This is a genomic window from Paenibacillus aceris (assembly GCF_017874035.1).
Classification (GTDB): Bacteria; Bacillota; Bacilli; order Paenibacillales; family NBRC-103111; genus Paenibacillus_E; species Paenibacillus_E aceris.
Genome location: NZ_JAGGKV010000005.1, coordinates 403684 through 421650, shown reverse-complemented (window position 1 = coordinate 421650; position 17967 = coordinate 403684). Strand labels below are relative to the sequence as shown.

At 45.6% G+C, this 17967-nt stretch carries 7 protein-coding genes; all 7 read right to left on the bottom strand.

Annotated features, from left to right (window positions below):
• Positions 1-5 precede the first annotated feature (5 nt).
• The 7 genes from J2Z65_RS12630 to J2Z65_RS12600 all read right to left on the bottom strand — a co-directional run bounded on the left by J2Z65_RS12630 (position 6) and on the right by J2Z65_RS12600 (position 17715).
• The gene (locus J2Z65_RS12630) at positions 6-3689 is read right to left on the bottom strand and encodes a glycosyl hydrolase family 28 protein (RefSeq protein WP_167058708.1); all 3684 of its coding nucleotides are present in this window, start codon (positions 3687-3689) and stop codon (positions 6-8) included.
• Positions 3690-3922: 233 nt separating this feature from the next.
• A complete protein-coding gene (locus tag J2Z65_RS12625; protein ID WP_167058711.1) occupies positions 3923-5524 on the bottom strand; it encodes a response regulator in 1602 nt (533 codons plus the stop codon).
• A gap of 21 nt (positions 5525-5545) precedes the next feature.
• A complete protein-coding gene (locus J2Z65_RS35870) occupies positions 5546-7309 on the bottom strand; it encodes a histidine kinase (RefSeq protein ID WP_167058714.1) in 1764 nt (587 codons plus the stop codon).
• 76 nt (positions 7310-7385) lie between these two features.
• Complete coding sequence (locus tag J2Z65_RS12615; RefSeq protein ID WP_167058716.1) at positions 7386-8753, bottom strand: ABC transporter substrate-binding protein; 1368 nt, start codon at positions 8751-8753, stop codon at positions 7386-7388.
• An 80-nt stretch (positions 8754-8833) separates the two neighbouring features.
• Positions 8834-9700: a carbohydrate ABC transporter permease gene (locus J2Z65_RS12610; protein WP_240159718.1), complete on the bottom strand. Its 867-nt coding sequence runs from the start codon at positions 9698-9700 to the stop codon at positions 8834-8836.
• A 2-nt stretch (positions 9701-9702) separates the two neighbouring features.
• Complete coding sequence (locus J2Z65_RS12605) at positions 9703-10638, bottom strand: carbohydrate ABC transporter permease (RefSeq protein WP_338111686.1); 936 nt, start codon at positions 10636-10638, stop codon at positions 9703-9705.
• Positions 10639-11007: 369 nt separating this feature from the next.
• Positions 11008-17715 (bottom strand): Ig-like domain-containing protein, encoded by a 6708-nt coding sequence (locus J2Z65_RS12600; RefSeq protein WP_209855872.1) that lies wholly within the window; start codon positions 17713-17715, stop codon positions 11008-11010.
• Positions 17716-17967: the final 252 nt, after the last annotated feature.

Genomic DNA, 17967 nt, shown 5'->3' with positions numbered 1-17967 from the left:
ATTATCTACTGTGCCAACTTTTGAGCCATGGCCGCAAGATCGCTAATATCGATCACACCGTCTCCATTCAAATCCGCGCTCGCCGTCCATTTAGGACTGCTAGGTGTTTCTCCATAATGACTAGCTATAATAGCCAAATCGCCGATGCTGATCTTGCCGTCTCCGCTCACATCTCCCGGAATCGCTGCGTTGACCGATGCAAGGAAGGACTGCAGCGCTGCATTCAAATCCATCACCGCTTGGTTAACTTGATCCGGTGTCGCCGCCGAATTGTCGGCTACGGTTTGCGCCGTCGCGATACTCGCTCGTAATGCTTCTTTCGATCCAGCCGGATATTGTCCCGGTTTACTTCCTTCTACAGCAGCGTCATATTTGGTTTGTGCGGATGCGATCAGCGTATTCAATTCCGCTTTATCCACGACCGTAATCGGTATATTGGCGGTGGCGCCTTGCACCTGCGTTTCCACGCCTCGGCCATCGGAGACGACAACGCCTGACAAAGCGACGGTGCTGTTCACCGACTTCACTGCAGGATTCGCCTGGAAGCTAAGCTTCAAGATCGCTCCAATATTGCTGTCCGTTATGGCATGAGAGGCGCCTTCACTCGCCGAGACGATGCGAATGCGTCCCGGAGTTGCCGTCTGGCTCACAAAAAGGCCGTCCATCAACGAGGTCACCGCGTCGAACTGCAATTGCGCCGGGTCATAGTTCACGGTCAAATCTTCGGCATAAATGCCTCCACTTCCATTAGAACCAAGGTTGTTTAATCCAAATGTCAGATCAAACGGTTGTCCTGGATATACGGCGCTCGTTCCCGTTAGCGTTGCCGTAGGTGCTGCTGGCTGCGCGACTTGAATCGTATAGACGGCCTGTGTTATTCCGTCTGAAGCCGTGACAACGAGCTTATCCCCGCTGACCAGCGCTCCGGAGTTCTTGGCTGTGCCGCTCGCATCGGCAATCGTATAACTTTGCACCGATCCGTCTGCCGAAGCTATTTGCGTAATGACTTGTGCAACCGTTGCACCGTTGGAGGCGTTCACCACTTTGGCAACTGCATCCACCGCTGCCAAATTCGGATGGCTGGCCGCCAGCTGGATGCCGGTATCCGTTGACAGGTTAGCAGAAGTGCCCACAGCCGTCAGCTTCACATTATCGAAAGTAATCCCATAAGCACTGCTGCTTGCATTTTTCCCGGTAATCAGAAATCTGAACTTATGATCGCCTGGCGCAGAGAAAGTCACATTGCCCAAATCTACCGAAGCAAAGCCTTGAGCGCCTGCATATTCATCGACCGGTGTTCCCTGCGCATTGCCGTCGATGGACAACTGCACGATACCTCTGTTGGTATTCGTCTTATATCCGAAGGACACATCGTAGGTACCCGCTGCAGGTACGTTAATCGTATACTCCATCCAGTTGCCCGGCTTTGGTGTCCCTGTAAACTGCCGGTAGGAACCGCCGCTTGCCAACGCATCTGCCGCCGTACTTGTTCCAAGGCCCGAAGTTGTAAACGGAGTCGTTTCGCCCTCGAAAATCATAGCGCTCAAAATTTGATAAGTGCTCTTTGATATACCATCCTGACCGGTAACGACCAACATATCGCCATTGACCAGCATGCCCGAAGCTTTAGGCGAATTAGCCGCACTCGTTACGGAATAAGTTTGCGGCGTTCCTGTCGGTGATTCAATTTGATTAAGAAGATCCGCAACTGTCGTTCCGAAAGCTACAGAAAGTTTGTGCAATGCACTGTCGAGAGAAGTCAGATTCGGGTGACTCGCCTTAAGTTGAATTGTTGTATCTGACGTAAGATTGATCGTATAAACAGCCGTGTCGCTTCCTATCTTGGCGGTTGAGGTTAACTTGTCTCCTTCTGCCAGTACTTCCGAAGCTTGCTTGACATGGCCGTCTGCATCCGCAACGGTGAAAGTCTGGAGCGCCCCGTCCTCACTGGACAGCTGAAGGATTAGCTGCCCTACCTTTGTACCACCTAACGCTGTGATGATATGTCCTGCTGCATCAAACTGATTTATATTCGGATGAGAAGTCAGCGGTTGAATTACCGGATTCGTGCTTTGAATATTCGTTACGTTCGTTACGGTCCATGCCGGACCACTATCTGCCGTTACCTTCACACGATCGAACAAAATGGAATCGGCATCTTTAATGACAGCACCAGCCGTACCGCGCAGATTGAGGTTCTTCATCGTAACATTTTGAACATAGCTGCCATCCAAGCCTTCAATTCCCAAAGCTGTACCGTTTGTCCCCGTGCCCGTGACAATGTTTTCATAGTGCAGATCCTTCAAGGTCGGCAGAACCGGTGCCGGATCTCCGTCATTGTTGGTTGAGTAATTCGCGGATATTCTGATCGCCATTCTCGTCTTGGAAATGGTCATATCTTTAAAGGTCACGTCCTCGACGATGCCTCCCCGTCCGGCACTCGATTTGATATCAATGCCTTCCCAGCTGATCGAGCTTACGCTGTTGTTTTGAATCAGCACGTGTCTAACTGAGCCGGACATTTCACTGCCGATGACATAACCGCCGTTAGACCCGTCAATTACATTGTCGGTTACCCTGATGTATTCCGTCGGGATGCCCAGATTGTATCCTTCCAGATTCTTGCCAGATTTGATCGCCACGGAATCGTCACCGGTATGGAAATAACAATTGAAAATATTCGCATGCGTGGATGAATCCGGATCAATCCCGTCTCCATTGGCAATCCGGTAGGAAGAATTTTTGGAAATCAGCTTAACATTATCGAAAGTGATATGATCGCTGTAGATGAAATGCGTCGTCCATGCCGGACCGTAACTCACTGTCAGATCCTTAATGTAAACGTTCTGAGCATTAAGCATCATAATCGCGCGTCCGCGTGATCTGTTTCCTGAAGCTGCGACTTCGGCATTTCCTAGATCCAGCCCGTTTCCATCGATCGTTCCCGAACCCGTGATGACGACATTGGATATGTTGTAAGGTCCTTTCGCATCCCGATGTCCGAGTGTCAGGAGACTGGCGTACCCGTCAAGCTCGAACCCTTCAAAGCGCGTTGGTATGATCGGGTAGTCACTAAGTTTCGTCGTCCCTTTCAATGTTCCGTCGATCTTCATGGTCATGTTGCTCTTCAAGAACAAGGCACCACTCATAAAGGTTTTACCAGCCGGAATATAGATTGTCCCGCCATCCGGCAGATCGTTGATAGCTTGTTGAATCGCTGCCGTGTTAACTGTCAAGCCATCGCCAACCGCCCCGTAATCTTCCACATTTATCGTCTGGCCGGAAGCCTTCGTCTGGATTGTTAACGCCGCGCTTGCTTCAGACAGATTGCCGTCGGTATCCCTTGTTTTCACAGTAAACGTATAAGCGGAGCTGGGGGATAGTCCAGAAACCGAGTAACCCATTTTAGTCGTTTCACCGACTTGCACGCCGTTTTGATAAACGACATATGTATCGAAATTGGAAATGTCGTAAATGTTAGCCGGTTTATCCCACAACAGGAGCACTGTCGTATCTGTCAGTGACTCTCGAGGAGATAACACGTTTATCGGTGCCTGTAAACTTGAGGATGTAGTTACTGCAGCAAACGCAACATGATTAAATGTGGTTGAGTAGCATGGGCTAAGTAACATAAAGGAAGCCAACATCGAGATAGCGATCTTTTTATTCAGAACCGGAATCTTCTTCATTGTGCAATTTCTCCTTTTCTAATTTAAGATTGTACTTTAGCTAAAATGAAGCTCCCTTTCTTTTGATTTTATTAAGTTTTGCATCACTTAACAGTACTTGTATACCATAATCTGCCAAAAGTTAATTAATGATATTTTATTGTTTTTGTTTGATATCTTTATATCTTTGGCTTAAACAGGCTTCTAAAGTAAAAAAAGGGCAAGCGGAAATTAAAATTCCACTTACCCTCTCATTAATGTTCATTATTTTTATAATCAGTAGGTGAGAATCCCGTATATTTCTTAAAGCATTGACTAAAATATTGCGGGTTGCTATAGCCGACTTTTTCCGCAACTTCATAGGATTTCAATCCGCTCATTCGAAGCATTTCAATGGCTGCTTTCATACGCGTTTGAAGCAGAAAATCACTGAAAGTAATACTTTTCTCCTTCTTGAAAAGTATACTCAAATAAGTCGGACTAATATGTACGTACCGGGCGACCTCTTGCAGGGATAGCCCTTCCGTTGCATAATGACTCTCGATATAGTCAATTGCCTTATGGACCATACTTTGTGTTTGGATCTCACGTTGTCGATTCGCAATGTCCAGGAAACGAGCCGTCAAATGACGAATAGAAGCAAAGATATCCTGAACCGTTTGGAACCGTTCCAATTCATTGTAGTAAGTGTAAACACTCTCTAAGCCTTCCTTAAACTTCACATTACGCTTCGCAATCTCTTCCAGTTCTTTGAACAGAAGAAGACTGATCTCAATGCCGATTAGGCGAACTTGCGCTAAGGAGACGAATTTAATTTCGAGCAGCCTTTGTTCGATATCATTAAGTACGGCATGCGCTTCTTTTTCCAACCCCAGTTTTACTTTCATAACAAATTCGTTCTCTAACTCGTTTAAAATGATCTCCGTTGAGCTTGTGGGAGGAAGACCGGTGTCCCCGACGGTTAACACCCTGTTCGTGCCAATCATATGACGGAATTCAATAGCTGCTTTCGCATCGCGATATGATCGGGAAACGTCACTAGGTTTATCATAAATAAAACCGATACCGACGGTCACGGTCGTTTTCAAATATTTCTCTACATTGACTCGAATTGTCTCTGCGATTTGTAACGTCTTCTGCACAATTAGATCCTGCTCGCCGTCCGCATTGTAAATGATGACAATCTCATCTTTTTCCGATTCAAAAACAATTCCCTCATTATCGCTTAGTACTGTTTCCTCAGCAACGTTTAAGATACAGAACTTGAGCATCTCTTTTCCAAAGCGGTTCTGATAATCCGGGTAGCTATAATCATCGGCTGTTAATAAGATGACAACATATTTGGATCTTGGCATCGTAAAATTGAAAAACTCGCTTTGAGAACGAATTTCTTCCTCAGATAAATTATTTTTAATTAACTTCTCCAAAAATCTTTGTCGCAGCAGCGGCATGCCCTCGACTACTTTCCGCTTCATCTCGTTCTCGTAGGCAAGCTCAGCCATCGACCTTTTCGCTGTATCCAAAAGAAGCTGTGAATCGACAGGCTTCAATAAATAATCGAAGACCTTTAATTTCAGCGCCCGATGCGCAAGCTCGAACTCATCAAAGCTGGTCAACATAATAATTTTTATATCCGGATAATTTTCTTTAACAGCTTCCGTCAATTGGAAACCATCCATAAAAGGCATTCGAATATCCGTTATTAGAAGATTAGGCCGCACCTCAGCTATCAGGCTCAAAGCTTCTTCTCCATCTCTAGCCAGACCAACGAGTGTAAACCCATTCTGCTCCCAAGGGACCGTCCGAGATAACCCTTTCCGAATAATGCTGTCGTCATCCACAATTACAACTTTCATCTTTCAAGCGCCTCCCGTGTGTTAGCCATAAAATGGGATCCTTATCATTGCGATGATACCGCCACTGATCCTATTCTCGTATACAAGGCCATAACAAGCCCCATAGTTAAGCTGAAGCCGCTTATTTACATTACCAATGCCAAAGCCTAGCACGTTCCCGCTATCCTCTTCTTCTCTTAAACTTTGGTTTATTGCCTTGACTTCTTCATCCGACATCCCATTGCCGTTATCTTCCACATAGAGCCGTACTTCCTGATTGGCTAATTGCCCTCTGATTCGGATCAAGCCTTGTCCGCGTTTCTGCTTCATACCGTGATAAATCGCATTTTCAACTAACGGCTGTAAAGTCAGTTTAACAATATGACAATTCATAATTTCCGGATCAATGTCAATTTCATAAATAAAATCCTCACCATACCGCATCTGCTGAATGTACAAATAATTTCGGATATGCTCGATTTCTAAGGAGATAGGGATAACTTCGTTGCCTTTATTAATACTAATTCGATAAAAGTTAGATAGTGCTGTCACCATTTCAGCGGCATCTTTATTTTCTTCCATTTCACAAAGCTGTTTAATTGAAAATAACGTATTATACAGAAAATGAGGTTTAATCTGTGACTGCAGCACGGCCAGCTCGGCCGATCTTTTCTTCTCTTGTTCTTCCTTTACTTCTGTTAACAGATTCCTAATTCTAAGCGTCATATCCTGAATTCCTCTGCTCAGCACGCCGATTTCATTGGAAGGGACCGCATTACACTCGATAGCCAAATTCCCATCATCAATACGATTCACTGTTTGGGTTAATTTAATCAAAGGCTTAGTAATGATATGGGCAACAATATTGGAAACAACTACAGCGAAAATAATAACGAGCAGCATGACAGTAATAATCACAAGTCCAATGGAGTTCACTTTGTTAAAAAGTTCGCCTTCCGGTACAATTGCAGCGACCTTCCACTTATTAAGACTTAACGTATCGTAAACGATCAACATTTTTTCGCCATATTTATTCTTGATATTAATTTGCCCTGACGGCTTATCCGCTGTCATTAGTTCTTTTTGTAAAACCGCTTCATCAATATCGTACTTCTCTTCTACATGTTTAAAGCTCATAACCCCATCATCGCTTACAATGCATAAATAACCATTTTTACTGATCTTGGCATTGTTCAATAAATCGCTAAAAAAGCGGCTCTTCAAATTCATCATGAAAATTCCCTTTGTTTCCGATCGATCTATACCAAACATGCGGTATACACTGATCACCTGAGGTGTAGATAACCCCGTTTCATCATGTATATTAAGCCATTTTATGACCGAAAGGCGATCGCTATCCAATTTGCGGCTGTAATCGTCTAAAGAAATATTAACGGTTGAAATTAAGGAATTATTTTGTTTGAACAGAGATACTCGTCCAGCATTGTAATAAAACAGCACAGAATCGAGCATGGAATAACGTTCAAAATAAGAGTCCAGTGCTTTATTCATAAAAATGTAATCCTCAGGATCTAAAGGTACCCCCGGATCATCCGTCTTATTCATAATGGAAATCCATTCCGATTTATTTTCCAGGCCGATTAACTCCGCAATAAAAGCCGTTAATTTATCGCTTAATAGGCTTTTCGTTTGAGCAATCGTATCGTTCAAGTTCGTGATTGAGTTTTCTTTTAATTGTTGCGAAGCCAGAATGAATGAGATCGTACCTGTAACCAGCACAAACACAATAATGATTGGGATAAACAACCAAATAATCGTGGACTTTAATGAACGAAAGACCGGCACAGAGATTCCCCCATTAATAACAACATTCAGGGAGAGCGAATGAACGCTCACCCCCAAATGCGATGACATGATTTTTTTATTTTTTCATTGCAGCGTCATAGTCCGCTTTCGCTTTTTCCATCGAAGTAGCCCAGCCATTCACAAAGTCGGCAACGGTCATTTTCCCTGTTAGCACTCTTTGGAAATCAGGCTCTAGCTGCTGCGTCGTAATCTTTGTGTAATCCGGCAGATGCGTAGGAAGTTTTAATGCAGTGGTATCTTTATCAGCAAGTACTTCTGCGCCTTGTTGAATATGCTGCGTGTTTTTCACGTAATCGCTTTTCAATGAATCGGTGTTTGTAGGCATTTGACCAATGCTTTGATTCCAATAGGTTTGGCTGTCTGCATTCATTAAGAAGCTCAAAAATTTCCACGCTTCTTGAGGATGCTTAGAGTTTTTAAACATCACTAATCCGTTTGCAACAGGAACAACCACTCTTTTGCCGTTAGCCGCTTTTGGCGGAATGACACCTGCGAACTTGTCGTTGCCTAGATTTGTGACGTGGTCATTGTAAGAACCAAAGTTGTGTTGAATCATAGCTGAAGTGCCAGTGTCGAACGTTGCGTTCATTTCTTTATTGCTGTTCGTAACATCACTTACAGGCGTATTCTTTTTATATAGGGCAACATACTTGTTCAAAAATTCAGTGATTTTGGGATCTCTAACTGTGGCTTTGCCATCAGGAGTGAAGTAATCCGTGATGCCGGAGTAAGCATAGATCATAGAAGTAAGCTGGTTGATGCTTCCGGACCCTCCGCGAATGCTGAATCCGTAACGGTTATTTTTGATATCAGTCAGCTTGTCAATATTGGTGAAGAAGTCATCCCATGTTGTAGGCGCTTTCAAACCAGCATCCTTCACCCAGTCCGTTCGATACCAAAGTATGTCCAGAAACATCGTATGCGGGAGATAATAAAGCTTATTGTCCGCCGTTAAGCCTCGGTCAAACTCAACCATATTCGAAGCAATTTTATCTTTATCGCTCCAATCCTTAAAGTACGGATCGAGCTCTTGCACGGCTCCTTTAGCCACGAAATCTGACAACCACACCATGTTGATACCTGCTACATCAGGGGTGTCATTGGCCGCGATGGAAACATCGTATTTTTGTTTGGCCCCACTTGCCGGAATGCCTACATACTCAACTTGAATGTTCGGGTTCTTCGCTTGAAAACGCTTAATTAACTCTTCATAAAAAGGAGTTCTGTTCGGGCCGGGGTTCTCATCCCAAAATGTAATCTTCACTTTTTCTGCCGGGTTTGAGGATTGGGCTGATGGCGCTGCCGCCCTCGTTGGAGCTGTTGTCGATTCTGTCGTCGTTGAACTTCCGCTGCTGCACCCTGATAAAGTCAACGATAATGCCGAGCCAATGACCATTAACATTTTAAGACCCTTTGTGTACATGTTAACATCTCCTTAATAAAAGTATGTATCCTAAATCCCTATTCGTATAAGAATTCGAAGAGCGAATTAGTTCAAAGTATCTAGCCTTTCACAGCTCCTGCGCTAATGCCTTGTACCAAAAACTTTTGAACATATGCGAATAAGATTGCCGCTGGCAGCAAAGCAATTACGCTTCCTGCAGCTAATGCGCCATACTGAATGTCATATTCACCTTGCATGTAGCGAAGTCCAACTGGCAATGTGAAAAGCGCCTTTTTACTAATGAGCATGAGTGCGAATAAAAATTCATTCCACGATCCAATAAATGTGTAGACCATTGTGGCCACAATTCCTGGCACCAGGATGGGAAATATGACTAAGAAGACCGATTTCAATCGACTGCATCCATCCACCATCGCTGCTTCTTCAAGCTGCTCAGGAATGTTCGTAATAAAACCACTCATCAATATGGCATTGAAGGGAAGTTGGAAAGTACTGTTGATAATGACCAAAGCCATTAAATTACTAGTGAGGTGCAGTGTTCTGAAAATCTCAAACATCGGTATGAGAAGCATTGCCCCCGGAATAAACTGCGTACATAACAGAAGCAGCATGAAAAGCTTCTTGCCTTTGAATTTAAACCGACTGATCGCATAGCCCACAAGAATAGAGCAAACCAGCACGATAAGGACGGTCAATAGCGCTACAATTAAACTATTGAAGAAATACTTGGAGAAGCCAACGTTATTCCAGGCAATCAGAAAGTTTTTAAACGTTGCGGGCATCGGCAGGTACTTGATAGGAAGCTTTGTAATGTCGCTCTCTCTCTTGAAAGCAGTGACAATTGCCCAGAATAACGGGAATAGTGTGAATACCATTGCCAGCAGCATTGGGATATATAACATAAATGCTCTTTCCACGATCCTAGGAAGAACTGGCTTAGGTTTCATCATTTGCGTGTTTATCATGCTTACTCTTCCTTTCCATATCCGCTTAATTTCAAGTAGAACACAGCAAACAACAGCAGAATGATAAAACCAATAACCGTAAGTGCCGAGCCGTATCCAAAGTCTTGCGCGACAATCGCTTGCTTAACGATATACATGGGGAGAGTTGTCGTTAAATCAATGGGTCCACCTGTCCCGTTCGTCATTACAAAGATTAGATCGACGTTATTGAATTCCCAAACAGCTCGCAGCAGCGTTGTTAAAATAATAGTCGTTCTCAGATATGGAAGCGTAATATGAATGAAGGACTTCCATCTTCCCGCCCCGTCCACTACTGCTGACTCATACAAATCACCGGGGATTGTTTGAAGACCAGCGAGTAACGCGATGGTGAAGAAGGGTATTCCCCTCCATAATTCAGCTGTTACAATGGCAGGAAATGCGGTGGTTATTTCAGAAAGCCACGCGATTTTATGATCGATAAGACCTAGTTTCAATAAGATATCATTGAGCGGTCCAATTTGCTCGTTGAATAAAATTTGCCACAAGGTGGAGGTTACAACCCCTGAAATGGCCCAAGGCAAAATCGCTGCCGATCTGAATAATCCGCGAAATTTAAAAGCTTGATTCAGCATCAGCGCGATTCCTAACCCAAGAATGAGCTGGAGAGCAACCTCGACGAACACCCATTTCGCTGAGACCCACAAGGTTGAAAAAAATAATTTGTCTGTTGTGAAGATGGCTTTAAAATTGTCGAGCCCTACAAATCCATTCTCGTAAGCTTTCGTGGGATTAAACTTCTGCAAGCTAAAATAAAATACATTCCCAACAGGGTAAAACAAAAAGACGATAATCAAGACAATCGCTGGCGCAATTAAGAGGTAGGGCAACCACTGAATGCGCTGCTTCTGTTTTCTTACGATCGCCCGGCTTACAACGGCGGATTGATTTGTACTCACTGGGTTTCCTCCACTTCTAGTCATCTCGGCTTCCATCGAATAGAAACCGTTTCTATATACCCTATTGTAGGACTGAGAAGCTTTTGGGAGAATCAAATATCATTATCAGAGTGTTTAAGATCATTAACAGTTAAATGAACTTTTTCGACTCTTGCATACACCAAATTGATCGTATAAAAGCAGAAGAAGGCACAGAGTGAATTCATACATTCGTCTGCGCCTTCTTTTATTCAACTTCATTATAGATATTCTTCGAACACGCACAAAGGGTAAAATTAAGATGGCATGTCTTTTTTTACGATTTCAACTAAAGAAAAAAGGCAACCCCCAGCAGGTGACTCTGCTGAAGATTACCTTTTATAAAGACGACTACTGCTGTAAAGTAATTTTTTGCGCCACAGCCGCAAGATCGGTAATATCAATCACACCATCGTTATTGATATCCGCGCTTGCTAGCCAGTTCGAACTGCTCCGATTTTCGCCATAGTGACTAGCCACAATAGCCAGATCGCCGATACTGTATCTGCCATCACCGGTCAGATCTCCTGGTATGGCAACATGGATCGAAGCAAGGAAAGCCTGCAGCGATGCGTTCAAATCAGCATACGCTTGGTCAACTTGATCCGTTGTGGCTTCGGCATTGCCGGCTACGGTTTGTGCCTTAGCGATTGCCGCTTGTAGAGCTGCTTTCGATCCAACTGGATATTGTCCAGCGTTGCTTCCTTCCTCAGCAGCGTCGTACTTCGCTTGTGCGGTTGATATCAGCGTATTCAGCGCCGATTTATCTACGGCCGTAATTTGTACGCTTAGGGACGCGCCTTGCACTTGCGTTTCTACGCCGTTGCCATCAGAGATGACCACGCCCGACAACGTGACGATGCTGCTCGCAGACTGCGCTGCAGGATTCACTTGGAAGCTCAGCTTCAAGATTGCTGCGCTATTGCTGTCTGTGATGGCATGGGCGGCGCCTTGACTCGCAGAGACGATGCGAATGTGCCCAGGCGTTCCCGTCTGACTCACAAAAATACCATCGAGCAACGAAGTTACTGAGCCTAGCTGTAATTGAGCCGGGTCATAATCGACGCTCAGTTCTTCGGCATATACGCCTCCGTTGATGCTTGCATTCAGATTGCTTAATCCGTAGGTCAGATCAAACGATTGGCCCGAATGAACGACACTCGTTCCCGTTAGGATCGAAGCTGGAGCGACTTGAATCACCGTAATATTAGCTAAAGCCTTATAAGTTGTGTCGGTTACAGTTCCTTGTACGCTAAAGCTTCCTGGTGTTTCATATTGGGATGCGTTGATGCTGTTCCACGTTACAGGCAGCTGCGCCGTTGTGCTATCGCTGTATACCGCTGTAACTACTGAAGGCAATACAGGCGCCGTTCCTACTGTTGTTGTGAGGCTGATCGGCGTAATGCTTGCAATCTGCGGCAGGACAGGCGAGTCAGCCAATAAGGCTGGCGCCGAGATCATAAATTTGCGTGAATACACGTCCGTTCCCTTGGACCTTACCGCTACTTTGGATAAGTCTGTCAAGCTGGGAGGCAGCTCATAGCTTGTTGCTCCTGCCGGTAAGTCAGCAAGTACCGTTGTGTTATTATAAACTGTGTAACCTTCGCTCGAAGTACTGGAGTCCCACTTCAGTACTTTCGCTGAGCCGCTGGCATCCAATTTAAGATTCTGTGGAGGCGTCGGCGCATTAAACACTTGAGCTTGCGTAAGGCGCGGAGGCCCTGTTAGATCTGTGCCTATGTTGCCGCCGGATGCGTTTTCTACCGTTACCTTGATATATCTGGAATGATAGGTTTTACCAAGGTTTATAGGGTACGAGCTGTCTGCAGAGTCTGTACCGCCGTTGTTGCCGGTAGCAAACGTATAGCCATCGGCTGTCCGTTTATCAACTTGCGTAAATTTCATTGCGTCAAAATCGGCCGCCGAGGTATGGTTTTGGAAATCATCAGATACATATACGGTTGCACCCTTTAACCTCGTCGATTTGGCAAACAATCTGATTTGGCTAAAATCCATGTCTTTTCCAAGGTCGATTACGAAGCTGCCTTTTCTCGCTCCATCCGTTCCCAGCCATGAATAATTACCGATTTGATCCAAACTGCTCACATTGGTTACAGCCCATAATGTCGGGTCTTGCGGTACGCCATTGGTCAGTTTATTGGCATTCCCGAATTCGTTGCCCGCAGCCGATTGCATCTGGATCGGGTTGGCGCCTGCTGTCGGACCTACGTTATAAGCTTGTTTATTTAGCGCAAGGTTGACGGATGATATCCCTGTCGCCACTTTGGTTATCGTGATGTCGGAAAGCTGCAGCCCAGCATCAAATGCAGAGTTATTGCCGCCGTTGGAGCTGCGGTAAATCCCCCATTTGGGACGTTCATATTGGTCAAAAGTAGCCGGGTACTCTGTTTCAAAGTTGCCGCCTCTTTCCGGCCTTCTCCATAAATCCTTCGTGCCATCTCCTGCGCCTTGATTGCCAAACGCTTGATAAACATCCGGGCTGTCAAAGGTGTATACCTTGCCCGTTACCATATCCGTAATCTTAATGGTTAACCAGCCGGAGTCTGAAATAAGCGCGTTAAGCTCCACCTGAATCCAGTGGCCGTCGATCTCTTTTAACGGAATGCTCATAAGGTTTTTATCGCCATCTGAACGGTTATGATTCAAAACAAGATTCCTGCTGGAAGTTCCGGAAATCGAGAAAGCGAGGAGGTATGCGCCGTTCTCACCGCCCGTGTTGCCGCCCGGCAAGGTATCAGCCTTCTGGGCATTCACAGCCTTCAATTGGAAAATGTGCCTGAAGTTCGACTGATTCCACTGGTTGCCATCCGGTATATTCCATTTCCATTGATAGGAAACCAGGTCGCCATTATAGGCTACAAAATCGTTGTTTGAATCTTCGCTTGGGCGAATTTCCACCCTTTGCCTATCATTTATAGCCGCTCCGCCAACAACATAACCTTTATCCCAATCGAAAACACCTTTATGGCCGTACTCGCCATCGCGGACCTTATCCGCGAATTCATTGTTCACGCCTCTGCCGAATTCAAAGATCTTGAATACATTTTTGTTCAAAACGCTGTCCCATACGTTCGTAATATGGTCGTCGGCCGCTGTCGCCCGTGGCTGATCGCCATAATATTCGTGATAAGCGTCCCTGATCCGCTTGGTCACGCCTTCTACCGGTTCGTCGGTACCCATTGCGCCGCCCAATACGTTATAAGGAGATACGCCTTCGATCGGGTTCATCTTAATTGTTTTCGCATTCGCTCCATTCCCGCGGGCCGTTACGTCTAATGCGAATATGGAAGGGCTGCCGTTGTTGAAATTAAACGTAAATTCTTTTGTGCCCAGTGGCAATTTAGCCAAGTAAGAGGATGCAAATGTAACCGTATTGTCTGATACTGAGTAATCAGTTGTTGGACGCAGAGCAGTGCCTTCCACAGTTATCCCTGTAAGCGTCTGTCCGCCGGCAAGGTTCATAATTGTAGATATAGGAGCAACCTGATCCCACGTACTGTAGGTACCGTTAGACGGCACCAGTGCGGTACTGTTAGAAGCTGCATCTTTGCCGTAAATTTTCAAGCCGGATATCCCCATCATGGATGCTGCATCGTCTGTCCGTTTATCACGGGGTCCAACCAGAACCGTATTGATCATTACATACCTAGCTGTAAACGGAAACAGGAATGTTTTGTTATCATAGGCCCATTGTTGTCCGTTATAGGTTACATAGGACCACAAGCCTTCCGTTTCCGTACCGCCGGCCAGCGTCCAGCCGTTTGCCCTCCAGTCGTAATTGTTCGCCGAGTCGGAAGACGTAGGCGCACTTGCCCAAGAACTGAGGCTATTGGAGTAATATACCTCGAATCTTGTTGCATTGCTTTGGATGTTGGCGATGGTGTTAGGAATCTCAAGATGAAGCTTATTAATCGTTTTGGGAGCGCCCAAGTCAAGAGTTAAAGCCAGTGAGGATGGCGAATAGCTGCCCATATATACATTCGAGCTTGAATTACGCCAATATCCGCTGCCGCCCGATCGCAAGGCGTCTGCTCCCGGATGATTAGCAGAATCTTCTGAGCTTACCTTGAGATTCCCGTCCACGATCGGTGTAAAACGGGACGGGTCCAATAAATTGACCGAGCCTGCAACTATTCCTGATCCTGTAACATTAACCGAGGTAGTTGCGCTCAATCTTCCAATCTTAACGGTTATTACAGCCGTGCCCGCGCTTATGCCGGTTACCAGACCGTTAGCATCTACAGTTGCCACTGACGGGTCGTCGGATGCCCAAGTTACCGTCTTATTGGTTGCTTCTTCAGGCAATACTTCAGCGCTTAGCGATTCTGTCTTGCCTATGGCAAGGCTTAGGCTGCTCTTGTTCAGAGATACGGAATCTACCAGTGTAACATTTTCAGGGGAACTAAAGTTTATGGTGTACTGCGTTTCACCTATAGCTCCAGTAGGATCAGATACCGTTACCGTCACAGCGCCGGACCGGTAGTCAGACGGATACACAATATCGGTATTCATTCCCGCAGGGGCAACCGCTTCTACCTTTGGCAATGTTGAGGCTTGGCCTGAAAGAATTTGTGTATAGGCGGTTTGACCTGGTGTGAAGTTAGCTATCGTCGTACCGTCTAATTTCAAGTCATCAAGTTCGACTCTTGATCTGGATGGTTCTCCGAAGATGTTGAATACATTGCTCCGTATTCCAGCCCCCTTGCCACTATCCAGAGTGTTGTTAACATCGGACACTAGCAGTACATATTGAGCTGCAACCGGCTCGGCCAACGTGCGGTCAGCCTTTTCGTTATTGCTAAGTGGAGTCGTTTTCCCTACGCCGGGGATAACTTTCCACGAGGTTCCATGTGCCGTCTCAAGCGGTTTCTCCGTCCCCTTCGAACTCGTTGAGAAATTATTGCCCTCTACAAGCTCGTCATAAGCGGCTGCATCATTGGCATAGTACACTTGGTAATTTTTCAAATAGCTGCTGTTATTTGTCCATTCAATTTGAATTTTACTAATATCAATTTTCTTCTCCAACTGCACAGCCGCCCAGTATTGATGATTGCCTCCGTCTTTTGTTATTAGAGAACTGTTCGCCTGCCAGTAGGTGGTTGCATCGTTATCGATAAAGTTTTCTTTGACAATGCTTCCTGAGGACACGACCTTAATCTTAGCCCCCGGAGTTACCGCCCAGTTCTTATAATCGGAAAGGTTAACCTCAATATAAGGCCTGATGCTGCTGGTGTTCATAAAACCTGAGCCGCTAAAGTCGCCATATATCTTGTTTTTCCCCGTGCTGTCAGGCTTATAGCCTTCCGGGCTCCATGTTACGTTCACCTTTTCGATATTCCCCGTACTCATGGTAACATCAAGCTGTAATGGCAATGGCAAGCTGCTAAAAACCGTACCTTCAGAAGCTGCGATTTCTTTAGGTCTTGCCCATGCTACAACATTCTTGGTTTGCGTCTTGGGATCCCAGCCATCCGGAAAAACAAAGCTGGCTTTATCCCTTTTGATCAGGTAGACATCCGACAGATACATCGTTGAGGCTTGAAATTCGTCAGCATAAGCCGCGTCTGCTGCGCCGTTATACAGCCCGTGGTACAGGCCCCACTTGGAACGGTTTTGCTGACCAGCTTCAGCAGGCAAGTCAACTCGCTCGACACGGCCGGTAGTCGGGTTCGCTACTTCAGGGCGTCTGTAAGTCTCAGCCGTCATACCGCCTTGGAACAGCACCTCGCCTGTCTCCAAGTCGACAAGCTTACCGTATATATAACCCTGATCGGCTGTCAAAATTGAGACATCCAAATCAAGCCAACGGTCAGCCACCTTGTCAAATGGAATCGTGAACAACGGCTTTATTCTATCCGCATAAAGGGAATCAGGATTGTTCCTGAATTCAAGCTGTCCTTTGCCATCACTGGAAACCAGTGAAAGAGTAGCCACAGGCTGTCCAGCCGCGTTGCCGGCCACTTCCTTCAATTGGAATATATGCCAAAACCGGTGCGGATCAATAAAATCACCAGCATGCTTATCACCAACATCTTGCTGAAACTTTAATGTTTCCGATGGAAGCATGAGTCTCCAGTGGTGGGTCATAATGTCGCCGCCCACACTATTTGCATCACTATTGGCTGCGTCGGTGTTACTTTTAATCTCCAGCCTTTGGCGGTCGCTGCCCACGGCGCCACGGTCGCCATCATCCCGGCTCACGCCGTCCGGTGTAACAAAAGGCTTAAATTCGTGATAGCGCAAAATGTCGGAATTGAGCTTGTCGGTGCCTGGAACATTGGCAATCCCATATTTGGCAAGCATTCCCGCATCATTTTTACCTATTGTCTGCAAATACATGTTATCTCCCAGCCATGACTCGTTCACCGTCGAAGCTGCAGGGTAGTCCCCTGATCGATCATAGACGGATTCCGACCATGATTTCCCGCTATAAGACGAAGGAGCGCCCGGACCTTCTATAGAACTCGTAGTGTTGCCATTGCCAATTTTTGATGCTCCCAAAACGTCCCATACATCTTCCCCTCCCCGAATATTGAGCGGGATATACTTGTCGTTGGCGCCCAAAGTACCTGTAATAGGTGGCACTTGACTATCAACCGTAACCGTTATGGTATATTTCCGGCTGTTACTGCTTGCATTCTTATCCGTTACAACCAAATAATACAACGTAGTTCCGCTTGCTGATAATTGGTCCATTTTGGCATCGCCCTTGTTGATGCCGCTGGCAGCAAAAGGAATCGTAGTTGTTTCGTTACTTCTGTAAAGTGTCGCTGTTGCGCCTGGGTTTGTTGTAACATTCAGCATTTGGTATAAGGTACCGTAAGGCAAAGATATGCCAATGGTTGCAAAATTAAGATCAACGACTGCGTTTGCCGGCTTGTTCACTTCTATGTCCAGTATATCTAAGTTGTCACCCGACGCTGCAAGAACTGTTGTCGCTGGGAAAACACTAATGAGAAGCGAAAGTACAAGTACAAATGAAAGAACAGAACTTACTACCCTTTTTAAAACTTGTTGCTTAAACATCTTAAAGGACATCCTAGAGCCTCCTTGAGTCAAATACGAACAATTAAACGAGGGAGTCAAGTCACCAACTGCATTCCATGTGAAGTACAAATAAATAGGTTACAAAAGACCTCACCCCTTGGAACCGCTTCCAAATGGCATTATTCAGATCAACTCCTTCCAACTTCAACTTTAATTATTGTAAAGCACAAGCTCGTTTCCGCAGATGGAAAAATTTATGATAGGATGTTTTTTTTTAACATGTGGGTCGTTCACTGCTGCCGT